A 21,336-nucleotide genomic window follows, 5' to 3' on the forward strand; every position below is an offset into this window, starting at 1 on the left:
ATGAAAAAACTAAGAGCAAATATGGACAGGTACTTTGACAAGCTGGACGAACGCTGGCGGGCATTGCCCTTGCGGAAACAGCACCAATACACACTTTACTTTTTTGTGGGGTATCTACTGCTTACGGCAGGGGTCATTTGCAAAGTATGGTACGATACCTCAAAGTCGGGTAACGATATGGTCATTGAGCATATCGAAAACCCTGTCCTCAAAAAAAGTGAAAGCCCTGCAAGATTGCAGGACACATTATCAACAATTCTAAAAAACAAGATTTATGAAAGAAAATGAGAACAAAAAGTCGGTTGTTCGGGTAACGGAAGGGAACCAGGCAGCAACCGCTGATGTACCGCAAGACGGTACACAGAACAAAGCCGAAAAGCTCAAAAAGCCGCTCATCTTTGGCTTAATGGGAATTGTCTTCGTAGGTTGTATGTACCTCATATTTAAACCATCCGCAGACAAAAAGGAAATCGAGAACATTGGGCTGAACGATGCAGTACCAGAGGCTACCGGAGCAGGAATGCCTGCCGACAAAGGCAAGGCTTATGAGTTGGAAATGCTGGAACGCAAAGAGCAAGAAAAACGCAATGCACTTACCACGCTTTCTGACTATTGGAATACTGAAGACAAAAAAGAGCCTAATGATGAATTTCCCGAAGAAGACGAAAGCAACAGCTATGGCGGTGGCAGAGGTTCGGGCAGAAACGGCAATCCGGCATTGAGCAGTTACCGCAATGCACAAAGCACATTGGGTTCATTTTATCAGGATAACAACTCTGAAACAACAGAACTCCGCAGGCAATTGGACGAACTAAAAGAACAATTAGCCGAGAAAGATGTGCCTAAATCTGTAACCGTTGATGACCAGCTTGCCCTAATGGAGAAATCCTACCAGATGGCGGCAAAGTATCTGCCAACGGGTACAAATTCGACAGAAGTTCCACCTGCTAAGGATGCAGGTACGGCTACCGCAGGTTCAACTCAAAAGGAGCATTTTGTGGCATTCACACCTACAAGAAAGAACACCGTTTCCGCTTTGTATCGTGAGCCTACGGACAGTGCCTTTTTAGCCGATTGGAGCGAAACAAGAAACCGGGGCTTTTATACCGCAGGTTCTATTGAGCAAACGGCACAACCGAAAAACAGTATCAAAGCCTGTGTACACGATGCGCAAACGGTTATCGGCGAAACAGGGGTACGATTGCGATTGTTAGAGCCAGCCCAAACGCCTCAACGTACCATTCCGAAAGGAACGATTGTAACAGCTAATGCCAAATTTCAGGGAGGTCGATTACAGCTAAAGATTACCTCCGTAGAATTAGAGGGCAACATCATTCCGGTTGATATAACCATTTACGATTTGGACGGACAGCAAGGCTTGTACGTTCCGTATTCGCCGGAAATGAACGCCCTTACCGAAATGGCGGGCAATATGAGCCAGACTTCGGGAACAAGCATAATGCTCACGCAGAATGCAGGACAACAGGTTGCTGCTGATTTAAGCCGTGGCGTGGTACAGGGTGTTTCGGGCTATTTCACAAAAAAGGTGAGAACCCCAAAGGTTACGCTAAAAGCAGGGCATCAGGTCTTCCTTGTATCTAAAAAATAATGTTGAACTCAAATAAATAAAACAATGAAAAATCATTTAAAAATCTTTTGGGCATTTGCCCTGATACTCGGCTTTGCCGTACAGTCTTACGCACAGGATAGTGCAAGAACTAAACTTGCATTGGGCAAGATAGAACCGTATAAAATGGAAGTGACCTACGATAAAACTTCGCACCTGATTTTCCCGACTGCCATTCGTTACGTGGATTTGGGTAGCGAATACCTGATTGCAGGGAAAGCGGAAGATGCGGAAAACGTGTTGCGTGTAAAAGCATCGGTAAGGGATTTTGAACCCGAAACCAATTTTTCTGTCATTACCAATGACGGGCGTTTTTACAGCTTCAATGTGTATTACAGTTCCTATCCGGAGGCAATGAGCTATGACCTGCTCACGATGCAAAAGGCAGTAGATAAAGCCAATGGTAACGATGTGCTTTTTGAAGAATTGGGCAACAATTCTCCGTCATTGGCAGGCTTGCTGTTGGAAACGATTTACAAGAAAGACAAACGTATTGTAAAGCATATCGGGGCTAAGAGCTTCGGTATTCAGTTTATCCTCAAAGGCATTTACATACACAACGGCAAATACTATTTCCATACGGAATTGAGAAACCGTACCAATGTGCCATTTCAGATTGATTTTGTGAATTTCAAGGTAGTGGATAAAAAGGTAGCCAAACGTACCGTAGTACAGGAACGCCCGATGATACCGCTTAGGACTTACAAGCCACTGGACGACATTGCCGGAAAAACAATCGAACAAAACGTCTTCCTGTTAGACCAATTTACCATTGCCGATGACAAGGTACTGCTGATTGAGATTTTCGAGAAAAACGGAGGCAGGCATCAAACGCTCCAGATAGAAAATTCCGACTTAATCAAAGCCCGTTTGATTAACGATATGCACCTGAAATTTTAATAACCTTTTAAAGTAAATAATATGAAAAAGTATATCTATACCGTGATGCTCATCTTTATGGCCATCACGGTCACACAGGCACAAAGAATGTTACCTAAACAGAAAGGATTGGAAGTGAGTACGGGTGTGCTGTCCAATGATAAAATCGGTAACGATTATTATATCAATGTAGCAATGACCGTAAACGGCAAAAATGGTAACTATCAGCTTTGGGCGTTGGAATACACTCATCAATACCACGATTATAAAGCCCTCCGCATACCGCAGGAAACTTATACCGCAGAGGGCGGTTACAGCTTCTTCCTCTTGGGCGATGCCCGTAAGAACATCACGCTGAACTTCGGAATAACAGGTGTAGTCGGTTACGAAAGTATCAACCGTGGCGAAGCAATGTTGTATGACGGAGCAAAAATTTTGAGCGAGGATAATTTTATCTACGGAGCTGGTGGACGGCTCACATTTGAAACGTACCTGTCCGACCGTTTTGTGTTAGTCCTGCAAGGGCGTACAAAGGTTTTGTGGGGTACAGACTTGGAACAGTTCCGACCGTCCGCAGGCGTGGGATTAAGGTTTAATTTTTAAAACGTAAAAACAATGATAGCAATATTCAATAAATTCAGGATAGGATTAAGCTCAATATATGTACTCTTGGCAATCCTCACAGCTTCGGTTACGTTGGTATCTTGTAGCAAAGACGATGAACTCGAAATACAGAACGATTTCCCTTTTGAGGTCAAAGTAATGCCTGTACCCAAAGATGTTGCCAGTGGGCAGACCGTAGAGATACGGATTACCATACAGCGAACAGGCAATTACAGCAATACGCAATATTTTCTCCGCTACTTCCAATTTGACGGTCAAGGCACATTGCGGTATTATGACGAACCACCGTATTTGCCAAACGATTTGTATTCGTTGCCAACGGAGCAGTTCCGGTTGTATTACACTTCGTCATCTACCGTATCACAATCCTTTGAGGTTTGGATTTCGGATAACTTCGGTAACGAAAAGCAGTTGAGCTTTCAGTTCAACAGTAGTGATTAATGCTACTTATATAAAAGCAAAACCGACTGTTACAGGTCGGTTTTTTGCTTTTCAGCTTTCGGTGTACGTTGTTTTTTGTTTAAATTTACTTGAATTATAATCTTAACGGGTATGGATACAGTTACGGCTCAATTGGTGTTTGGTATTATTGTTATCGTTATTGCGATAGTGCTTATTTATTGGATAAACCGCAGGAAATTTTACAGGCGTAATGGTATGGGTGCAGAGGGATTTTCGAGTTTTGAAGCATCTGTATTTACCCGTTTTATAGAACGTATCGGCAAATGGATTGCCTATGCTTTAATTGTTGTCGGTATTGTCTGTATATGGACTTACAGCCAAATGAAAAAGGAAAAGGAACTGCAAAAAGTGGAGATACAAAACCCTCGATAATCAATCTGCTCATTCAAGTTGCCACTTAAGATATTTGTATAATTTTGTAGTATCTTAAACAGCTTTAGGCAAAATATAATTTGAATGAAACTACGAATTGAAAATTGGATTGATAATAATAATTTTTCAGAAGATGTAAATGTACTATTTACAGATGCCGTTACTTGCTATAAAGCTGGAGCGAATAGAGCCTCATTATTATTTTCATATTTGGCTTTTCTGACGATACTGAAGGAAAGAATAATTGGAGGAACTAAACCAAACTTATTTCCCCAAGGGGAATGGGACAAAATAATCTCAAAATTACAAAATGAAGACTTGTGGGAAGCAAGTGTATTTGATGCAACTCAACAACAAGAAAAAACTGACCAGACTACAAAAGAACGCACTAAAGACCCAATATTTAACCTTAATGACAATCTACGATTACAAATAAAATATTGGAAAGATAGAAGGAATGACTGCGCTCATTACAAGGATAATATTATAGACACTTTTCATATTGAGGCTTTTTGGGCATTTATAGAGAGTAATATGTCCAAAATAACAATAGAGGGTGGAATGCAATCTCTGATAAATAAAATTCATAAACATTTTGACCCAACTATTACTCCACCGGATAAAGACATTTCTCCATTAATTCAAGAGATTGAATTTTCAGTAGAAAGGTCAAAATTGAAACATTTTTGGGAAGCATTATTAAATAATGGAGAATGGGATTTCGACTTATCTATAAGGAAAGAGGAACTAATTAGTAAAAGTTTAGAGGTAAATAAAGGTTTTGTAAACGATAGTTTGATTGCTATTGTCAAAGCCAATAAGTATTATTTAAAAGACTTTCTGTCGAACCATCCTGATAAAATTTTGAGCTTTAATTTTAATGAGGAAGAAGTCCGAAAATTTTGGAAAACACAATTAACTTCTTGCAACAACATTTTAGGATTATATACTTCTTTTTTAAGAAATGGTTTAATCCCACAAAATGAAATAGCAGAAGCAAATAAAACTATATTAAATGCTATAAGAGAATATTCTCCAACCATCAATGAGCATCAGATATTATCAGGAAATGGCATCTTAGATACTTTTAAACAAGTGATTTTAAACAACATTAGTTTTATTGGGTATAAGTCATATTTATGGGTAAACGATAGAGCTGATATTATTTCCGGAATAATCAAAAATTGCCCGTCCGATAAGGATATAATTATGAGATTAGTTGAGCACTATAATCAACGAGATAATTCTGATTGGTTATTGGAAAGATTTAATAATATATTTATTGATGGTAGTACCATTACCATTGAATATAAAAATATTTTGCAAACTGATAATGTAGAGATACCAGAGAAATTAAAAAAATACTTTGCTTAAATATTGTGAATAAGCAATATCAAATCGGATAGCCAAAAGGTTATCCGATTTTTTGTTTACAGAGGTAGTAAACCGCCAAACACTACCTTTCAACGCCAATCAATACTACATTTTCCAACCCTGTAACACCCCTTAATATCTTCGACTTCCACAGAAAAAATGAGCAAAAAATGGAAGTTATCGCAATACAAAAATCCGCATTGGACGGAATGAAAAATGAGCTAAGGGAAATTTTGGAAATGACCGAAAATGCTGTACGGAAATACACGCCGATTTTCAAAGAAGAGCAATGGCTCGACAACCAGGAAGTGTGTTTGATGATGAACATTACCAAACGGACTTTGCAGACCTATAAGGACAAAGGCTTATTGCCATATTCCAAACTGAACCGCAAGAATTATTATAAACGCTCGGACGTACAGGCTTTACTCGAAGCCGGACAGCCGTACAATACCAACGACAATGGATTTACTGACGAATGAAACGGAAGAAATCATCGCCCATCAGGAAATGATAATGCAGTTGAGAAACCGTATTGAAGAAATATTGAAAAACTACCGTCCTGTAATGAACGGAGAAATATACTTGTCGGGCGAAGATGTATGCAAGCTGCTCCATATCAGCAAACGGACTTTACAGCAATACCGTGACGATAATATCCTGCCGTTTATACAAATTGGGGGCAAGATAATCTATAAGGAAAGTGATATTCTGACCGTCTTAGAACAGAACTATATAGCCAATGACAGACATTGCTTGTAATTAATTTTGTTCTGACTATGTTTCAACGGAAGGACTTTAGTATATTTGCTATGTAAAATATAACAATACTTAAAGTGTTTTTGCTTTAGGTCTTGGTACTGAAAACTGGTAATTTTTTGTATCCCCAAGACAATAAGTAAGAACGCTCACGTCATAGGCGTGGGCGCTCGCTTATTCGGGGATTAAGGCGTACCAGTGCCTCAGTATCGGTAAGTGTGGTTGCCTGCGCTTCTTTTTTTTGTGCAGGGCTACATCAACTCAAAAAAGTAATGATATGGAAACTGGTACAGCACAAAAAAAAATTACCCTCGCCTTTATCAATGATAAAAGCCCGATTTTGGATTTGACCTGCAACGACCTCGCTGCTTCAGGAATTGAAGTATCGTTCCGCTCTGAAAACATTGAAGACGGACTATCCCAATTATCAGCATTAAAAACACTCCCCAACGTTTGTATTATTGACCTTGATTTTTACAATAAGAATGTGCTGGCACAGCTTCAAGAATTGAGAACACAATATCCAACCATTAACCTGATTGCACATAATGATATTGATGCAGAAAAAGCCGTAAAACCTCTTTTGGAAATTGGTTTTACAGGTTATTTGCTCATTGGTAGCGATACGGACGATTTTAAAAAAGCTATTGATGTTGTTACCAATGGCGGTAGATATTTTAGTGTGGGAGTAGCGGAAATTGCACAGGAATATTTCAGTAATAAGTAACGTTCCGATTATAATAGTATAAAATATCTGTTCTAATCAAGCGGCGTTCTTTTGCTTCTTTTCTTTGGTCGCTTATGTGAAAAGAAAAGAAGTCATTGCATACCTAATCATTGGGATAATGAATATCCCACACAATAATGTCGCAACCTGTTTGGTAAAAGGTAGAGAAAGGAAATTGTGTAGCGGTGCATTTTGACAAAGGGGTTGCACCGATTTGATGCAAAAAGACTGTCCCGACCATCGGGAGGATCTGTCTTTTTGCCGCCCGACTTTTCGGGTCAGGCGACTTTTATCGGGTGGGTGCGGAAATCTTTCAGATTGTGAAAAAATCCTTTGTATTCAGTCATTCCCCTGCGAAATAAGTTCCACAGCAAAGAACAACCCATTTGGGTTAATGAGGAATTGATAAACAAGTCCTGGTGTTCCAACGCTTCGGCAAGTGAGCAACTTGGCGTGTTATCCTCTTGTTCGGATTGCTTCAGCAATTCGCCAAATTCATCGGTAACAAATGGCAGGCTTGCCACCGTTTGGTATTTCTCTGAATTGGGTTGCTTTATCTCTCCGATAGTAGATAGTAGCACTTGTCCTGTATCTTGGCTGTTGCCAAAATCCAACCAATATTTCGGCTCATCTTGGTAGTGTCTGCGGTAACTTATTTCTTTAAGAATTTCAGCAACGCCAAACCTCGCCTGTACATTGTCCACACAAGTAATAGTAATGATTGCCCTTGCTTTTTCGGGTATTCTGCCAAACTTGTCCTTTTCAAATTTTACCGTTTCGGCTTTCCAATTTGTACCGATGCAACGATTGATACGGTTTATCAATGCAACCGATTTGTACAATCCTGTTTCACTTTCAAAAAAACGCTGTCTGCCTAAATTGGCACTCGTGATAACATCATCATCCCAAAGGCGGACTTGCAACCCTGCGTGTCCCAACGCTATCAAGCTCTCGTTTATTTCCATTAAAGCGGTCAATACTTTTGAGCCTGTGCCACCTGCCCCGATAAGGTTTACCGAAATTGGGTTTGTCGGATTGAGCAGATAATTGTCCGTAAAATGGATTGCTGTTTTTGCTGTATTCATCACAATAGATTTTTAAGGGTTTTGTTATTCTTTTTTAATACTTCTTTCGGAAAAGGTTTATCAGTATTGATAAGGTCTTTCCAAAGGTTTACAATGTTTTTTTTCGTGAGGTTCTCGCATAATGAATGGCTGAAATAGGAATTGAAAAAATAATGTTCCCACGCCTGTATAAATTCCTCAACCGAAGTCGAATTTTTAATGTCAATACTAACAGTACCCATACATACATTGCCCTTTTCATAGATATTGAAGAAAGGAACGTAATGCAATGGCGTTTTCTCGGTGGGTCTTCTGTCGTTTGCCAAAGCAAATACAGTAAGACTGCTTTTGCTCGCTAACCAAAGCATTGGCGGTACTTGTGCCTTTCCGTTGGGTATGCCCAAACTATCTACAAAATACAGTTGCCTTTGCTTTGATTTGGTGTACCAAAGTACCGCACCATTTTCTGCACTCTGATTGATATGCAAAATGTTTGTCGGCAAAATTCCCTTTGGCTTTAAAAAGGCTTTATTCTTTTCTTCATCGGTCTGTAAAGCCATTGATAATACGTTGGCTTCTTTTACTGTCAATGGGTGGGCATTGGTAGGCGTTCCGTTGCTATCCATATCGAAATGCTCCACGTACATTGCTGTATCTGTTCCTTTGGTTTCATAGAAAACCAAAGCGGATTTTGGATAGTACAATGTGCCGAAATCTTTGGTTATGTTGTTTATGGTGTTCATTTTTCTGTTGTTTTATAGTCATACAATAGAGTGCATAGGTCGTCCAATAAGGTAAACAGGCGGTTTTCAAAATCAAGGTTGTTTGTCTTTATTTTGCTTCCGTCAAAGGCTTTGCAAATGGTCGGTTCTTCCAATACTCCGCACTCGTTAAACTCGTTGTTGATGCTTTCTTTAAGGCTTTCATATAACCAACCTTTGGTATCGGAAATAAAAGAGATATACTTTTCCATTCCGATTGCTTCATTTTCGTAATCATCATTATAGGGGTCTTCTTCGGGCAATGGTGCATTTCTGAAAATGGTTGCGTTCGGATATTCCGTATAAAGGACAAAAGCATTACAAGCTATCTGCCAACATTCCCTGTCGAATGTATCAAGGCTTTTAAATCGGCTCAAACGCTGTTCAAATACCTTTAGATTGATACGGTTAAATAGCTTTTGTTCTATATTGTCGCCAATATATTCGGCATTTCTCAACTCACTTTTATACGTTTCGGTTTCGTCTGTTTCATCATCCTGTTCTACCCAATCTTTATGCGTTTCATACAACCAATACAAATAGCTGTCTTCCTGCCTGTAATACGGTACATCGGCAATATGGTACAGATAACTGCATACCGATAAAAGTACCTGTGCGGTCTTTTTACGTTTCGGGTCTTTGAGCATTTTAAAGAGTGGTGCAATAGGAATATAATACAAGGTTGTACCTACATTATACCTTTCCTCGCTCACAAAAAAGGTTTTCTTACTATCCTGTACCAATTTGAAACTATCCCAATTTATGTTGGTACGTTTTACTTTGGTTTCCATATCCCACATAGACAATGTTATATTGTATGGAAAATCAAAATCTTTGGTCTGCATTGGCTCAATGCTGTAATGTTCAGCAAGTCGGGAAAGGGACTTGTAAAAATCCCTCTCCGTTTTCTGACAAGCCTGTACGGATTGTGCTATTTTCAGTTTAGGCAGAAACGTACACTTTAGAATACCATTGGTAGCATTGCTATTGGTACGGATTTCTGTTTGTCTTTCTGCACTTGGTTTGCGTCCTTTGGTCTTTGTAGCCAATTTGCGAACTCGCCCAACTGTCGGTGTAACTGCTGTTGTCGTTTCTGTTCGGGTATGCTGATTGTTCCCGATATGATATTGCGTTGCATAATTCATCGTTTTATAATTTTTGTTTAACCTTTCGTACCCATTACGCTTTCAAATTTGTACTCTACCGCATCATCTTTGATTTGCGGTGCGGATGCTTTTGCTGTTGTCAAAATCGGGTACATATTGGCGTAAAAATTCATTACGGCTTCCACGCTCCAACGTGGTTCTGGGTCGGTCAGTCTGATGTCCTGTCCTTTATCATTGAGGATAAATACTCGCTCTAATTGGGTTGCTAATAACATAATGGTCGTTTTTAAGTGTTAATACTGTTCTTCTTCGTCCGCTTCATCAATAGGATAATCGGCAGTAACTTCTTCCTCTTTTTGCGGTTCGGGTTTTGCTTCTTCCATTGCCCCGAAAAGGCTTGGTGTGGCAAACTTGTCGGACAATGATGTTTTACGCTTGCGTATCTCGTCCGCTTTTTCGGGGAACTCCGTTATATCGGGTACTTTCATCCACGCATCACGGAACTTGCCCTCTTTCTCCAACTCGTCAGCCTTTGCCATAGCATCTTTAAACTTCTTGTCTTTGGCTTCTTTTTCCTTTTTCTCCTTTTCGGCTTTTTCTTTCTCGATTGCCGATTGCTTTTTAACTTCTTCCAATTGCTTTAAGAATTTCTCCATATCCACCATTAAGCCCGATACCTTTTGTATAGGTGTGGTTATCTGCTCAAAAAATCCCTCGTCAAACTCTTGGGGCGTGGCGTTAAATGTCAATGGGGGAATACCGTTTTTGGCACTATCTCCGCATTGTTCGTTGTTGAGCAATACTGTTACGATTAAGTTGCTTTCTATTCCTTTTGAAATGTTCAGTTGTAAAACTCCTGTAAAGTCCAACTGCTGTATCTGATTGAAAAAATTTGTGTTCATTGTTCTAAAATTTTAAAGTTTCGTCTAATCGTTTTTTGATTGTTGTCAGTTTCTCAAACATATCCGTCCAATAGGCTTTTAGCTTTTTGTCGAACTCTGAAAAACTTTTGTCCTCGTGTCGGTACTCTTTATATTGCCTTGCCATTTTAATGGCTTCTTTAAGGTTCGTTATCTCAATGGGGCAACCGTTCAAATCTGTTACTTGCATAGCTTTATGAGTGTGGTTTTTCAGCGGTATAAACTCCATTTTCATAATAGCCAAATAGCTGTTCCCAAAGTCGTATTAGGCTATTGGTATCTACATAGAAATACTCGGTTCTACTGCAATAGATGATGTAAATAGCTTCGTCTTTGTATTGTGTTTCAAGGCTCTTGTCTTTAGCCATACTTTTTGCTTCCTCTATTGTTTTTGCTTTCATATCCGTTGTTTTATAAGGCTACCACCGATTAAGGCGGTAGCCTGTTGTTATTTAATTAAGGTTTAGGATTTCCGCACCATCTAAGGCAAAATCACTACACAATTCAAATGCTTTTTGTGATTTGAGTTGGGCAGTACCACCCAATACAATACTTTGCAACTTGGCTTCATCGTTCTTGTAATTTCTCACGTTCTGATAGTACCCTGTCACAGCATTATACGCTCCGAACAACGTGCCTTTGGTAGTGTCCATTTGCTGTGTATCGCTTATCATCGCATAAGCAAAAGCATCCTCAACGGTGTTTTTGAACACGGTGGAAATTTCATCATCCGCACCTTTTTTGATTAGGTCAAGCGTTTCTTTATTTGGGCAAAGTGCCAACTGTATTAGCTTTCTTACCTCTCGGTCTGTTACCTTTACTTTTGCCCATTCGTTGAAAATGCCCTCTAATTGGTTGCTCAATGTGTTGGCAAGTCCCATAATCTTGTGAGCATTCTCGATACGTTGTTTTGCCCCCGAAGTGTGCTTGATACGGACTACATTGGTCATACTGCGTAACGAAGCGTTTAAGGTGTTTTGACAAACAATTCTGATAGGCGTAAATGCGGCTGTAATACTTCCGCTACCATCGTGCGAAGTGGTTAGGAAAATGTACTTTTCTGTTACATCATCGCCATTACCTACACGGATATAGTCGGGCAATTTGGCTGTGATAAAAATGCGTTCTCCGTTGCCTAACGCTCCTGCGGTTTCGTATAAAATCCCCTCGCCACCACCTACAATAGCATCAAAGAAATTAAAGGCTTCACGGTTTTGTACTATGTGGTAATCCTTGCCGACTACGCCCAATACTGCGTTGTTATCGGTGCGTATGTTGGCGAAATAGTTAGGTACTTCCAATTCGCTACTGCCTATCTCTATGCCGTTGGCAGTTTCGATAATGCCCGAACCTTTTGTAAATAGTGGGGATTTTATGACTTCGTAATCTAACCCTGCGTATTTGATAGCTTCCTCGCTTGTCGGGTATTGCTCCACGATTTGCCCCAAGTTGTGCCACGCTTTTTTTTGAACGCTGAAAAATGAATAACGCCCTGTTCTCTCGTTGAAATTGATATTATGTGCCATAATGCTTAAAATTTTGATGTTAAAAAATGATTGAATACTCGTTGTTAAAATGGGAGGTCGTCATCTACTCCCTGTGTTGTAAATCCGTTGCTTTCAGATTGTGCAGTAGCCTGTATGGTTTCGGCTCTCCTGCCTCCTGCAAGCGGTTTGAAGTCAGAGGTATGAAAGTTCAAACCTGCCTTTGCTTCTCCGTCTTTGCCTACCCACGCTCTTGTGCTTACCCTGCCAGTCACTTCTACCAATAGACCTTTGGTGAGTATCTTCACTGCGTTCGGGGTTCTCCAATATGAGCAGTCGAAATAGGCGGTTTGCTCCACTCGTTCGCCCTGTTTGGTTTTGTAGCTGTCGTTTACCGCTACTGAAAAGTTTACTACTTGTTTTCCGTTTGACGTTGTGCGTACTTCCGCATCCCTTGTCAGTCTTCCTGTGATGTTCATAATCGTCCTGTTTTAAAAGTTGTACATTTTGTTACGTTCGCTTTTCTCGTTTCCTGCTTCCTGTTGTGGTTTGCTCCGCTTCGCTTCGCATAATTTTTTCCAAAAGAAAAACCGGAAAAAAGAAAGCAGATAATCCAAGCGGGCAACAGCGAAGACCAAGAAAAAAAATGATTTAATGGGGGTTCCTTTAGGGGGAAACCGTTCATTCATTTTTTTTATTGGTGGGTGGGTGCGGTGGCTGCCCGCTATAACTTAGCTGCCTTTTTACCGGTTGATTGTGGAAATATTCTGTTCTAATTTTTATGGAATAAATGACCAGGCTATGAGAGCCTGAAATAGAGGTTGGAATAATCGAAAAGTAAGGGCATAAAAAAAGCAGAACCGTTAAGTTCTGCTCTGTAGTGAAGTAATAAAAGTTAATCAGATTGCGGCTAAAAATGCTTCTTCCATAGCCTGAAATTTTGGGGCAACTAAATCCATATCCTTACTGATTTTTTGGCTTGTGATTTTGGCGTAAATCTGTGTGGTGGAAATATTTTTATGCCCCATCATTTTGCTAAGGCTTTCAAGCGGTACGCCCTCGGTCAAAAACATTGTGGCGAATGTGTGACGGGCGGTGTGGAATGTAACTTTCTGTTCTGTAACAATACTCGCTTCCTCAATAAGTTTACCTATATGCGTGTTGCAAGTCGCATTGGATGGCATTGGGAATACAAAATCATTTCTTGTAACTCCACGATATTTCTCAATGATGCGTTTGGGGATTTCCAAAAGACGGACGTTGGAGGCAACATCTGATTTCTTCCTCCTGCTGATTATCCATTGGTGTCCATCAAAGAAAGACTGGATATTGCTCCATTTCAGTTTCTTAATATCAATGTAAGAAAGCCCTGTAAAGCAACTGAAAATAAAAAGGTCTTTTACAAGTTCATATCGGGGCTTAGATGGTTTCAGGAGCATTAAAGTTTCCACATCCTCTTTTAAAAGGTAGCTGCGGTCGGTTTCTTCCATACTGATTTCATAATCTTCAAAAGGATTATCCCGTATCAAGCCTTTCTTGATAGCCAATTCTGCCAAAGCAATAACTGGCATTGTGTAAACCCAAACCGTATTATGGGTACATTCCTTATCAATGCGAAGAAAGAAATCAAACTCACGGATAAAATCAGAAGTGAGTTCTCGGAAAGCCATATCGTCACGATGGTAACGCTCCCTTATAAATTCGCTAAGGTGATTGTAAACAGTGTTGTACTTGCTATATGTGCTTTGAGAGCGTTTTCCCTTAGCGACCATTTTTTCAAAGTCTTCGTTTTGGTCTTTAAAGACTTTTAGTACGGCATCTTCCATTACACCAACACCTAAAAACGAGAGCTTTACTTTTTGGGCGGTTGCAAACCCCTCGTGCTTCAGCATATCTTCGTAAATCTTGTCGATACGTCCACGTATGTTATCCAATTTTTGGTTAACGCTCAAAGCGGTGGCACTCTTTCCCTCAACTCTTCCGTATTTTAAATCCCAATTATTAGGATTGATTTCTAACTTTGTTCCGAAAGTTTTAGGTGTTCCATCAATGGTAATACGTGCCATAATTGGTGCATTACCGTTCTTTTTCAGTTCGTTCTTTTTCAGGTAGAAAAGCAGTTTGAACGTGGACTTTTTTGTCTGTTCCATAACTCAAATGTTTAATGTTTAAAATTAAATTACATTGAGTTACAAGGGAATATAAAAATGGGTGCAAAAGACTGAAATATAATCAGTTAAGCTATATCATTACCGTTATCAATCGGTAACGAATTAGTAACCTAACCTTGTGTTTTCACGACCAAAACCTATCAGACACCGAGTTCCAAACTAAGACTACTGTTTTATAAAGCATTGTATAGCAACGGGTTTAATCGTTTTGCTTATTTTTGCTTTTTACTAATCTTTTTTTCTTAAAAAAATTAAAAAGTATGAGTTACCTATTAATCGGAAACATATCTGCACTTATCAGCAACGATTGTGTAGAACCACTGGTCAATGCACGGATCAGGGTTTACCTGCCAGCAGTACGCCGCAACGATCTGAATGGTATGGCGGGGATCTTCAACGATATGAGAGCTTTATCAGCCCGGGAGGTACTGATGAAGGCGGATCAACTGCTGGCAGAAGCGGTGCTGGATGAAAAAGGTAATTTCAGTTTACTATGGGATGAGGTACATCTGTTTACGGAAGAGCTGGAAGTAGATCTGTGCCTCGACCGGTTACCCGGGAGTAATGGGATACTGCAGGCGCGTAACTTTCACCTGAGCCGGCTGATGCTGCCGTGGAAACGTCATAGCAACGGATATGTGGGCGCTTATGCCTATGTAATTCCTGCGGCGATCTGGCGCAGTATATACGCCAGGGCCGGAGCCTGGGTGATTGCCGGAGTCGTGAAACACCGGTCGGATGTCGAAGGCCGGGCTCAGCTTAAAGTGGAAGCATATAATGCTGTCACCGGACATGTCATCGGTCACGCGCATACACGGGAAAAGGGCAGGTATATCATGCATTTCTCCCGGCGTCAGCTGGAGCGGAGCGCGGTTCAGTCATCTATCGTTTATGGCCCGGATGTGTATTTCAAGATTTATCGCGACGACCGGTTACTATGGGCCGAAAACAAGCGGGTGGCCACTACTCCCGAGCGGAAGAACCTGGGCCCCTGCAGTCAGCTTAATATTATATACCGGCCTTCCAGGGTCAGAAGAGCTTCTGAGCAGATTGGAAACTGGCTCAATGAAGTGATTGCCCGGAGCCGCAGAAAGAATAAGAAGAGTGAGAATTACCGTTTGTTGACCCCACACAGCCTGATATAAAAACGGCGTGTGAATCTCCTTATCATGGCACAAATACCATTCGTTTGTTCCCCGATTAACAGCAGAAGCAAGCAGCTGTCACTCCCCGAGGCGGCTGCTTTGCATTTTAGGTAGTTACTAGAAGCGCGGGTGAAAACGCGCCAGCGTATCGCGGAGATATTCCCGGTCGAGGTGCGTGTAGATCTCTGTGGTAGTAATGCTCTCATGCCCCAGCATCTCCTGAACAGCCCGGAGGTCGGCGCCTCCTTCCACCAGGTGGGTGGCAAAGGAATGCCGGAAAGTATGTGGCGAAACGTTTTTCTGTATACCCGCTTTTATCACAAGATCCTTGATAACCAGGAAAATCATCACCCTGCTCAGGGGGCCGCCCCGGCGGTTAAGGAACAGGATATCCTCCGCGCCATGTTTAACAGGTAGCGCTATACGAACATCATTAAGATAGATATCAATCTGGTGCATGGCATCTTTACCAATAGGAACCAGCCGCTCTTTATCGCCTTTCCCGATCACCCGGATGAACCCCACATCCATATGAAGCTGGGAGATCTGGAGGTTAATGACTTCGCTGACCCTCAGGCCGCAGCTGTACATGGTTTCCAGGATGGCTTTGTTGCGGTGCCCTTCGGCAGTATCCAGGCGGATCTGGGCGATGATCTTTTCTATCTCCTCAAACGTCAGTACATCCGGGAGCTTGCGTTGTATTTTAGGGGCTTCCAGTAATTGGGTAGGATCTTCTTTGGTCATGTCTTCCAACAGGAGGAACTTATAGAATGCCTTCAGCCCCGAGATGATCCGTGCCTGGGAGGTGGCGGTCATGCCCAGCTGGGCGATCCATTGAACGCAGCCCTGGAGATCCTGGAGGGCAACATCTTTCGGGCCCAGATCTTCTTTTCCCTGCGCCATCAGGTATTGCTCCAGTTTCTCGACATCCCGTAAGTAAGCTTCAATGGAGTTGTCCGACATAGAGCGTTCCAGCCGGAGATACCCTTTAAACAATTTCCTGTACGATTCCCACATACCCGGCAAGATAGCCGCTTTTTAGAAATTAACGGAAACGGCTACCCGAAAATGAGGCGAAAAAGTGATTTTAAAGGCCTGAAAATGGGAGAGGAGTGTAAAATGCGCTTTTGTTTACTGTCTTACTTTAATAATATTTAATTAATATACTGTAAATGAGTATCTTATTTCAATGAAATTTTATGCTTTTTTGTATCGAGAAGGCGTTTTTCAGGCCATTTTTTACCCTGATTTCGCTTATCATATTCTTATTAAGCATTATGTAATTATGACGGTTTGGCAGTCAAATCCATATTGTCTAATGTAATGATTTAGGTAATTTATATAAATAATTGATAATGAAATAATTAATAGAATAATATTTTATGAAGACATAAAAAAGCCGGCCTTTTCAAAAAGCCGGCTTCTGAAGCAGATAATTGCTTAGGACTAGAATTTTTCCAGACCGCTGAAGAAGAAGTTACCTTCGATAACAGCGTTCTCATCAGAGTCTGAACCGTGAACTGCGTTACGACCGATAGACTCTGCATATTTTTTACGGATGGTACCTTCTTCTGCGTTAGCAGGATTGGTGGCACCGATCAGCTTACGAAAATCTTCCACTGCGTTGTCTTTTTCGAGAATAGCCGCTACGATGTGCCCGCTGCTCATGAACTCAACCAGCTCACCATAGAAAGGTCTTTCTTTGTGTACTGCATAGAATTCACCTGCTTTAGCAGTAGATAGCTGCGTCATTTTCATGGCTACGATGCGGAAACCTGCAGCGTTGATCATGTTCAAAATGCCGCCAATGTGCCCGTTTGCCACTGCATCAGGCTTAATCATAGTAAATGTTCTGTTGCTCATATAGTGTTTATGTTCCGAATTACAGAATAGGCCGCAAAAGTAATTACATTTTCTTTAGTGGTAAAAAATTTTGAAATTCTGGCTCAAATAAAGATCTTCGCACTTCGTTTTCTGTTTCAACCACTTGTTGTGATTGGATATCAACTCTTAACATTACAGTTTTTTAATGAAGCCGATCGAGGAAATTAAGCCTTTGCTGGAAAGCCCGAAAAAAGTAGTGGTTACGATGCATCAGAAACCGGATGCCGACGCTATGGGTTCTTCACTGGCCATGTACTATTATTTAATACAGAAAGGGCATCAGGTAACTGTAATCTCGCCAACTAATTTTCCTGATTTTCTAAAATGGATGCCTGGCGCAGATGCGGTGATAGATTTTGAATCATCGACCGATCGGGCCCTACAGGCCCTTGAAGGGATAGAACTACTGTTTTGCTTGGATTTCAATGCTTTATACCGTACGAAGAATATGGCTCCGCACCTCGAAAAGCTGAACTGTACCAGGATCCTGGTGGACCATCACCTGGAGCCCCAGCCCGACTTCGACTATGGAGTAAGTGATACTTCTGCCAGCTCAACTGCCCAATTAGTTTACGAAACTATTTATAAATTGGGAGATGAGCAGTATATTAACCTCGATATTGCCCAGTGTATATATGCGGGTACTGTTACAGATACCGGTTCTTTCCGTTTTGCCTCCACCACTGCAGCAGTGCATCGTATGGTGGCCGATCTGATGGAAAGAGGATTGAAACATGAGGTAATACACCAGGCGATCTATGATAATTTCCTGGAAAATCGCCTGAGATTCCTGGGCCATAGCCTGTTGAACAGGATGGAAGTATTCTATGAATACAATACCGCCATGCTGGCCATTCCCAATTCAGACCTGAAAAGGTTTGATCTGCAAACGGGCGACACGGAAGGGTTGGTAAACTTCCTGCTGTCTATCCAGGGAATCAAAATGGCAGCCCTGATCATCGACCGCCACTCTGAAGTGAAGCTGTCGTTCCGGTCCAAGGGTGGCTTTGATGTCAACACCTTCGCCCGCAGATATTTCGAAGGCGGAGGGCACTTCAACGCTTCCGGTGGCCGTAGTAGCGACACGCTGGAAAAAACGGTGGAGCGCTTCATCAAAGCGATAGAAGAGAACGAAACGCTGTTACAATAAAAATGTCTTTCAACCTTACTAATACAATCAAATGAAAAAAAACAATCAGTTTTTATTTGCTACCGCAGCTTTAGGCTTGCTGGTAGCCAGCTGCGGCACCGGCGTTAAAAAAACGCCAAGCGGTATTGAATATATCGTGCACAAATCAGGCAGCGGAGCACAACTGAAAGTGGGCGATACTGCTCTCGTGAATGTAACCCAGCGTATCAACGACTCTCTCCTGGGTGATTCCCGCAAAATGGTGGGTGCCGCTATTCCTGTTCTGGTACAGAAACCTCAGAACAAATACGACCTGATGGAAGGTATCGCACTTCTCCATGAAGGCGATAGCGCAACTTTCGTTATTCCCTGGGATTCATTACCTGCACAGGAGCGTCCTCCTTTCGGTAAAAAAGGTGATAAACTGAAGATCACTTTCGCTGTGGAAAACAAATATTCTGCTGCTGCCCAGAAAGAGAAAGATGAAAAAGTAATCAAGGAATACCTTGAGAAAAATAAAATCAACGCCACTAAGAACGCTGAAGGTGTATACGTTTCCGTTACACAGGAAGGTACTGGTGGTACACCTAACCCGGGTGATACCGTTTACGTGCACTACACTGGTAAACTTACCAGCGGTAAGGTATTCGATTCCAGCCAGGATTCAACCCTGCGCCCAGGTATGCCCCTGGAACCAATCAAATTCCCTATCGGCCGTGGTTTCGTAATCAGAGGCTGGGATGCTGGTTTATCCGGACTGAAAAAAGGTTCCAAAGCAATCCTGGTGATTCCTTCTACACTCGGTTATGGCCTGCAGGGTAGCCCTCCGGTAATCCCTGGTAACTCCGTACTGGTATTCGACGTTCAACTCGTAGATATCAAAGCCGGAGCTCCAGCATCAGCGCCTGTTGCTGCACCTGTTGCACCAGCACCTGCTGCTAAGAAGTAATTAAGTATATTAAGAAATAAAGAAAAGACCCTGGCGATATTATTCGCCAGGGTCTTTTCTTTATTTCTTAATACGCTTAATTCCCTCAGGCATAGCCATCAATCAACACCTCGTACAACTTCACCTTCAGATCTTCCAGCGATACATCCTGGGTTAAAACGCCATCCATGGCATAGGAAACAGTTCCTCTTTCTTCTGATACAATAATAGCGAGATTGTCGCTATGCTCGGTAATACCCACAGCCGACCGGTGCCGCAATCCGATCCGGGTAGGCAGATTGGGATTCTCTGATACCGGCAGTATAACTTTTGCCGCAAGGATTTTATTACCCACAATAATCAGCGCGCCATCGTGCAGCGGGCTGTGTTTTTCGAAGATGCTCTCTATCAGCTTGGCGCTCACGTTGCCGTCTATCGGTAAACTGGAGGCTGAATCAAACTTCAGACGATAGGTGGTGGCAATCACAATCAGTGCGCCGGTATTGGTGCTTTGCATCCGGCTTACCGCCACTATAATCTCGTTAATAATATTTTCTTCTTCTTTATAACTTTTAAACTTATCGGGAAGAAAGAGTTTAGTGAGAAAACTATCCTTGCTCAGCGGTGTTTTTTTACCCAGCACCAGCAGAAATTTGCGGATTTCCGGCTGGAAGATGATAATGATGGCAATGATACCTACGTTAATGAAATTTTGCAGAATACTGGTCAGGATCGGCATCTGCAGCCATCTTACGAGGAAATAGACGGCATATACCATCAGCAGGCCCACAAATATATTAAACGCCAGGCTGCCTTTGAGTAGCCTGTATAGCTGTATAATCAGAAAAACAACGATTATCAGGTCCAGTATACTCAACCAGCGAAACTCTACTCCATAAAATTGTATTACATCCTTCATAATTCTTCAGTGATTCAAATAGTAAGATTAATTATCCGTTCAGCTTCATTATTATTTTTACTGCTTCCACCGCTGCTTTTACGTCGTGTACCCGCAATATATGAGTGCCTTGCTGCAGGGCTACGGTGTTTAGTACGGTGGTGCCATTCAATGCGCCTGCAGGCGTGTTGTTCAATAGTTTGTAGATCATCGATTTCCGGGAAATACCGGTTAACACAGGTACGCCCAGTATATCAGCAAACAGGTGCAGGTTTTTTAGCAGGGTATAGTTATGATCGATGGTTTTTCCGAAACCAAAGCCGGGATCGGCAATGAAATCCTTTATACCAGCGGCCCTGCATACAGCGAGTTTCTCTTTTAAATAATCAAGCACCTCGGTCACCACATCTTCATACTGCGGACGCTCCTGCATGGTGGCCGGTTTGCCCTGCATATGCATGGCAATATACGGTACTTGCAGCTTTCCAGCAACCGGGATCATCTCCGGATCAAGATCGCCTGCACTGATATCGTTGATGATAGCGGCTCCCGCGTGGATCGCTTTTTCTGCTACCGCCGCATACCAGGTATCCACAGATATAATAGCCTTAGGGAACTGGTTAAGAATAGCATGTATAGCCGGAATCAGCCGGTGTATCTCTTCTTCCGGACCCACTACTTCCGCCCCCGGGCGCGTACTCTGTGCTCCCAGATCAAGTATGGCGGCGCCCTCTTCTATATGTTGCCGGGCGGCAGCTACTACCATATGCAGGTCGTGCATGCGGTTACCTTCATAAAATGAATCCGGGGTAATATTGATAATGCCCATCACCGCAGGCACTGATAATGATAATAGCTGTCCCCTGCAATTGATAGCCGGAGAAGATGCTGTTGTATGGATATGGTTTGATGTCATTGAATAGTGTTAAGAATTAGCAAGACGTACACAATACACGGCTTATCACTTAGTTCCGGCCTTTTGCCTGATTTTCTTTATTTTGCCTGCAAATCTAAAGAAGGAA

At 41.9% G+C, this 21,336-nt stretch carries 27 protein-coding genes; 13 read left to right on the forward strand and 14 right to left on the reverse strand.

The features are described from left to right. From UNH61_RS13340 to UNH61_RS13385, 10 genes are all read left to right on the forward strand, one after another. Positions 1–288, forward strand: coding sequence for a hypothetical protein (locus UNH61_RS13340; protein WP_019974903.1), 288 nt, complete (start codon positions 1–3; stop codon positions 286–288). Continuing rightward, a complete protein-coding gene (gene traM, locus UNH61_RS13345; protein ID WP_055133014.1) occupies positions 275–1,609 on the forward strand; it encodes a conjugative transposon protein TraM in 1,335 nt (444 codons plus the stop codon). The genes UNH61_RS13340 and traM overlap by 14 nt, the downstream gene beginning before the upstream one ends. 24 nt (positions 1,610–1,633) lie before the next feature. Further along, positions 1,634–2,527: a conjugative transposon protein TraN gene (gene traN, locus UNH61_RS13350; protein WP_055133015.1), complete on the forward strand. Its 894-nt coding sequence runs from the start codon at positions 1,634–1,636 to the stop codon at positions 2,525–2,527. Positions 2,528–2,548: 21 nt separating this feature from the next. Next, positions 2,549–3,109: a conjugal transfer protein TraO gene (locus UNH61_RS13355; RefSeq protein ID WP_055133016.1), complete on the forward strand. Its 561-nt coding sequence runs from the start codon at positions 2,549–2,551 to the stop codon at positions 3,107–3,109. 66 nt (positions 3,110–3,175) lie between these two features. Continuing rightward, positions 3,176–3,571 (forward strand): DUF3872 domain-containing protein, encoded by a 396-nt coding sequence (locus tag UNH61_RS13360; RefSeq protein WP_326992456.1) that lies wholly within the window; start codon positions 3,176–3,178, stop codon positions 3,569–3,571. 111 nt (positions 3,572–3,682) lie between these two features. Further along, positions 3,683–3,964, forward strand: coding sequence for a hypothetical protein (locus UNH61_RS13365; RefSeq protein ID WP_019974907.1), 282 nt, complete (start codon positions 3,683–3,685; stop codon positions 3,962–3,964). 84 nt (positions 3,965–4,048) lie between these two features. Beyond that, a complete protein-coding gene (locus tag UNH61_RS13370) occupies positions 4,049–5,338 on the forward strand; it encodes a hypothetical protein (RefSeq protein WP_326992457.1) in 1,290 nt (429 codons plus the stop codon). Positions 5,339–5,508: 170 nt separating this feature from the next. Beyond that, entirely contained in the window at positions 5,509–5,820 is a 312-nt protein-coding gene (locus UNH61_RS13375) for a helix-turn-helix domain-containing protein (RefSeq protein WP_019974909.1), read from the forward strand. Then, a complete protein-coding gene (locus UNH61_RS13380) occupies positions 5,801–6,100 on the forward strand; it encodes a helix-turn-helix domain-containing protein (RefSeq protein ID WP_019974910.1) in 300 nt (99 codons plus the stop codon). Before UNH61_RS13375 ends, UNH61_RS13380 begins: the two co-directional genes overlap by 20 nt. 274 nt (positions 6,101–6,374) lie before the next feature. Next, on the forward strand, positions 6,375–6,824 hold the full coding sequence (locus UNH61_RS13385; RefSeq protein ID WP_055133018.1) for a response regulator transcription factor: 450 nt from the start codon (positions 6,375–6,377) through the stop codon (positions 6,822–6,824). 278 nt (positions 6,825–7,102) lie between these two features. Here the strand turns inward: UNH61_RS13385 and UNH61_RS13390 are convergent, their stop codons facing one another. The 10 genes from UNH61_RS13390 to UNH61_RS13435 form a co-directional block, all read right to left on the reverse strand. Then, on the reverse strand, positions 7,103–7,909 hold the full coding sequence (locus tag UNH61_RS13390; RefSeq protein WP_055133019.1) for a PRTRC system ThiF family protein: 807 nt from the start codon (positions 7,907–7,909) through the stop codon (positions 7,103–7,105). Then, on the reverse strand, positions 7,909–8,631 hold the full coding sequence (locus UNH61_RS13395) for a PRTRC system protein B (RefSeq protein ID WP_055133020.1): 723 nt from the start codon (positions 8,629–8,631) through the stop codon (positions 7,909–7,911). The genes UNH61_RS13390 and UNH61_RS13395 overlap by 1 nt, the downstream gene beginning before the upstream one ends. After that, entirely contained in the window at positions 8,628–9,794 is a 1,167-nt protein-coding gene (locus UNH61_RS13400; protein WP_055133021.1) for a hypothetical protein, read from the reverse strand. Before UNH61_RS13400 ends, UNH61_RS13395 begins: the two co-directional genes overlap by 4 nt. Before the next feature lie 17 nt (positions 9,795–9,811). Further along, entirely contained in the window at positions 9,812–10,030 is a 219-nt protein-coding gene (locus UNH61_RS13405; protein ID WP_055133022.1) for a PRTRC system protein C, read from the reverse strand. A gap of 18 nt (positions 10,031–10,048) precedes the next feature. Beyond that, a complete protein-coding gene (locus UNH61_RS13410) occupies positions 10,049–10,657 on the reverse strand; it encodes a PRTRC system protein E (protein WP_055133023.1) in 609 nt (202 codons plus the stop codon). Positions 10,658–10,661: 4 nt separating this feature from the next. Further along, positions 10,662–10,865 carry a hypothetical protein gene (locus tag UNH61_RS13415; protein ID WP_026357465.1) on the reverse strand — a complete coding sequence of 68 codons (204 nt, stop codon included), beginning with the start codon at positions 10,863–10,865 and terminating at the stop codon, positions 10,662–10,664. A gap of 4 nt (positions 10,866–10,869) precedes the next feature. Then, positions 10,870–11,076 carry a hypothetical protein gene (locus tag UNH61_RS13420; RefSeq protein WP_055133024.1) on the reverse strand — a complete coding sequence of 69 codons (207 nt, stop codon included), beginning with the start codon at positions 11,074–11,076 and terminating at the stop codon, positions 10,870–10,872. A gap of 51 nt (positions 11,077–11,127) precedes the next feature. Then, positions 11,128–12,201 (reverse strand): DUF932 domain-containing protein, encoded by a 1,074-nt coding sequence (locus UNH61_RS13425; protein ID WP_132772562.1) that lies wholly within the window; start codon positions 12,199–12,201, stop codon positions 11,128–11,130. A gap of 44 nt (positions 12,202–12,245) precedes the next feature. Continuing rightward, entirely contained in the window at positions 12,246–12,638 is a 393-nt protein-coding gene (locus tag UNH61_RS13430; RefSeq protein ID WP_055133026.1) for a single-stranded DNA-binding protein, read from the reverse strand. Positions 12,639–13,058: 420 nt separating this feature from the next. Further along, positions 13,059–14,309: a site-specific integrase gene (locus UNH61_RS13435; protein WP_019974921.1), complete on the reverse strand. Its 1,251-nt coding sequence runs from the start codon at positions 14,307–14,309 to the stop codon at positions 13,059–13,061. A 281-nt stretch (positions 14,310–14,590) separates the two neighbouring features. Here UNH61_RS13435 and UNH61_RS13440 point away from each other — a divergent pair, with 281 nt between their 5' ends. Next, a complete protein-coding gene (locus tag UNH61_RS13440; RefSeq protein WP_326992458.1) occupies positions 14,591–15,475 on the forward strand; it encodes a hypothetical protein in 885 nt (294 codons plus the stop codon). 117 nt (positions 15,476–15,592) lie between these two features. Here the strand turns inward: UNH61_RS13440 and xerD are convergent, their stop codons facing one another. Beyond that, positions 15,593–16,492: a site-specific tyrosine recombinase XerD gene (gene xerD / locus UNH61_RS13445; RefSeq protein WP_326992459.1), complete on the reverse strand. Its 900-nt coding sequence runs from the start codon at positions 16,490–16,492 to the stop codon at positions 15,593–15,595. 429 nt (positions 16,493–16,921) lie between these two features. Beyond that, positions 16,922–17,338: a nucleoside-diphosphate kinase gene (locus UNH61_RS13450; protein WP_145666522.1), complete on the reverse strand. Its 417-nt coding sequence runs from the start codon at positions 17,336–17,338 to the stop codon at positions 16,922–16,924. 166 nt (positions 17,339–17,504) lie between these two features. On the opposite strand from UNH61_RS13450, the gene UNH61_RS13455 reads away from it, so the two are divergent. Both UNH61_RS13455 and UNH61_RS13460 read left to right on the forward strand, forming a co-directional pair. Further along, positions 17,505–18,509, forward strand: coding sequence for a DHH family phosphoesterase (locus UNH61_RS13455; protein WP_326992460.1), 1,005 nt, complete (start codon positions 17,505–17,507; stop codon positions 18,507–18,509). A gap of 31 nt (positions 18,510–18,540) precedes the next feature. After that, entirely contained in the window at positions 18,541–19,437 is an 897-nt protein-coding gene (locus UNH61_RS13460) for an FKBP-type peptidyl-prolyl cis-trans isomerase (protein WP_326992461.1), read from the forward strand. Between the two features lie 85 nt (positions 19,438–19,522). Here the strand turns inward: UNH61_RS13460 and UNH61_RS13465 are convergent, their stop codons facing one another. Then, a complete protein-coding gene (locus tag UNH61_RS13465) occupies positions 19,523–20,335 on the reverse strand; it encodes a diadenylate cyclase (protein WP_326992462.1) in 813 nt (270 codons plus the stop codon). Positions 20,336–20,366: 31 nt separating this feature from the next. After that, positions 20,367–21,230 carry a dihydropteroate synthase gene (folP, locus tag UNH61_RS13470; RefSeq protein ID WP_326992463.1) on the reverse strand — a complete coding sequence of 288 codons (864 nt, stop codon included), beginning with the start codon at positions 21,228–21,230 and terminating at the stop codon, positions 20,367–20,369. Between the last annotated feature and the right edge of the window lie 106 nt (positions 21,231–21,336).

Source organism: Chitinophaga sp. 180180018-3, from assembly GCF_037893185.1.
Taxonomy (GTDB): Bacteria; Bacteroidota; Bacteroidia; order Chitinophagales; family Chitinophagaceae; genus Chitinophaga.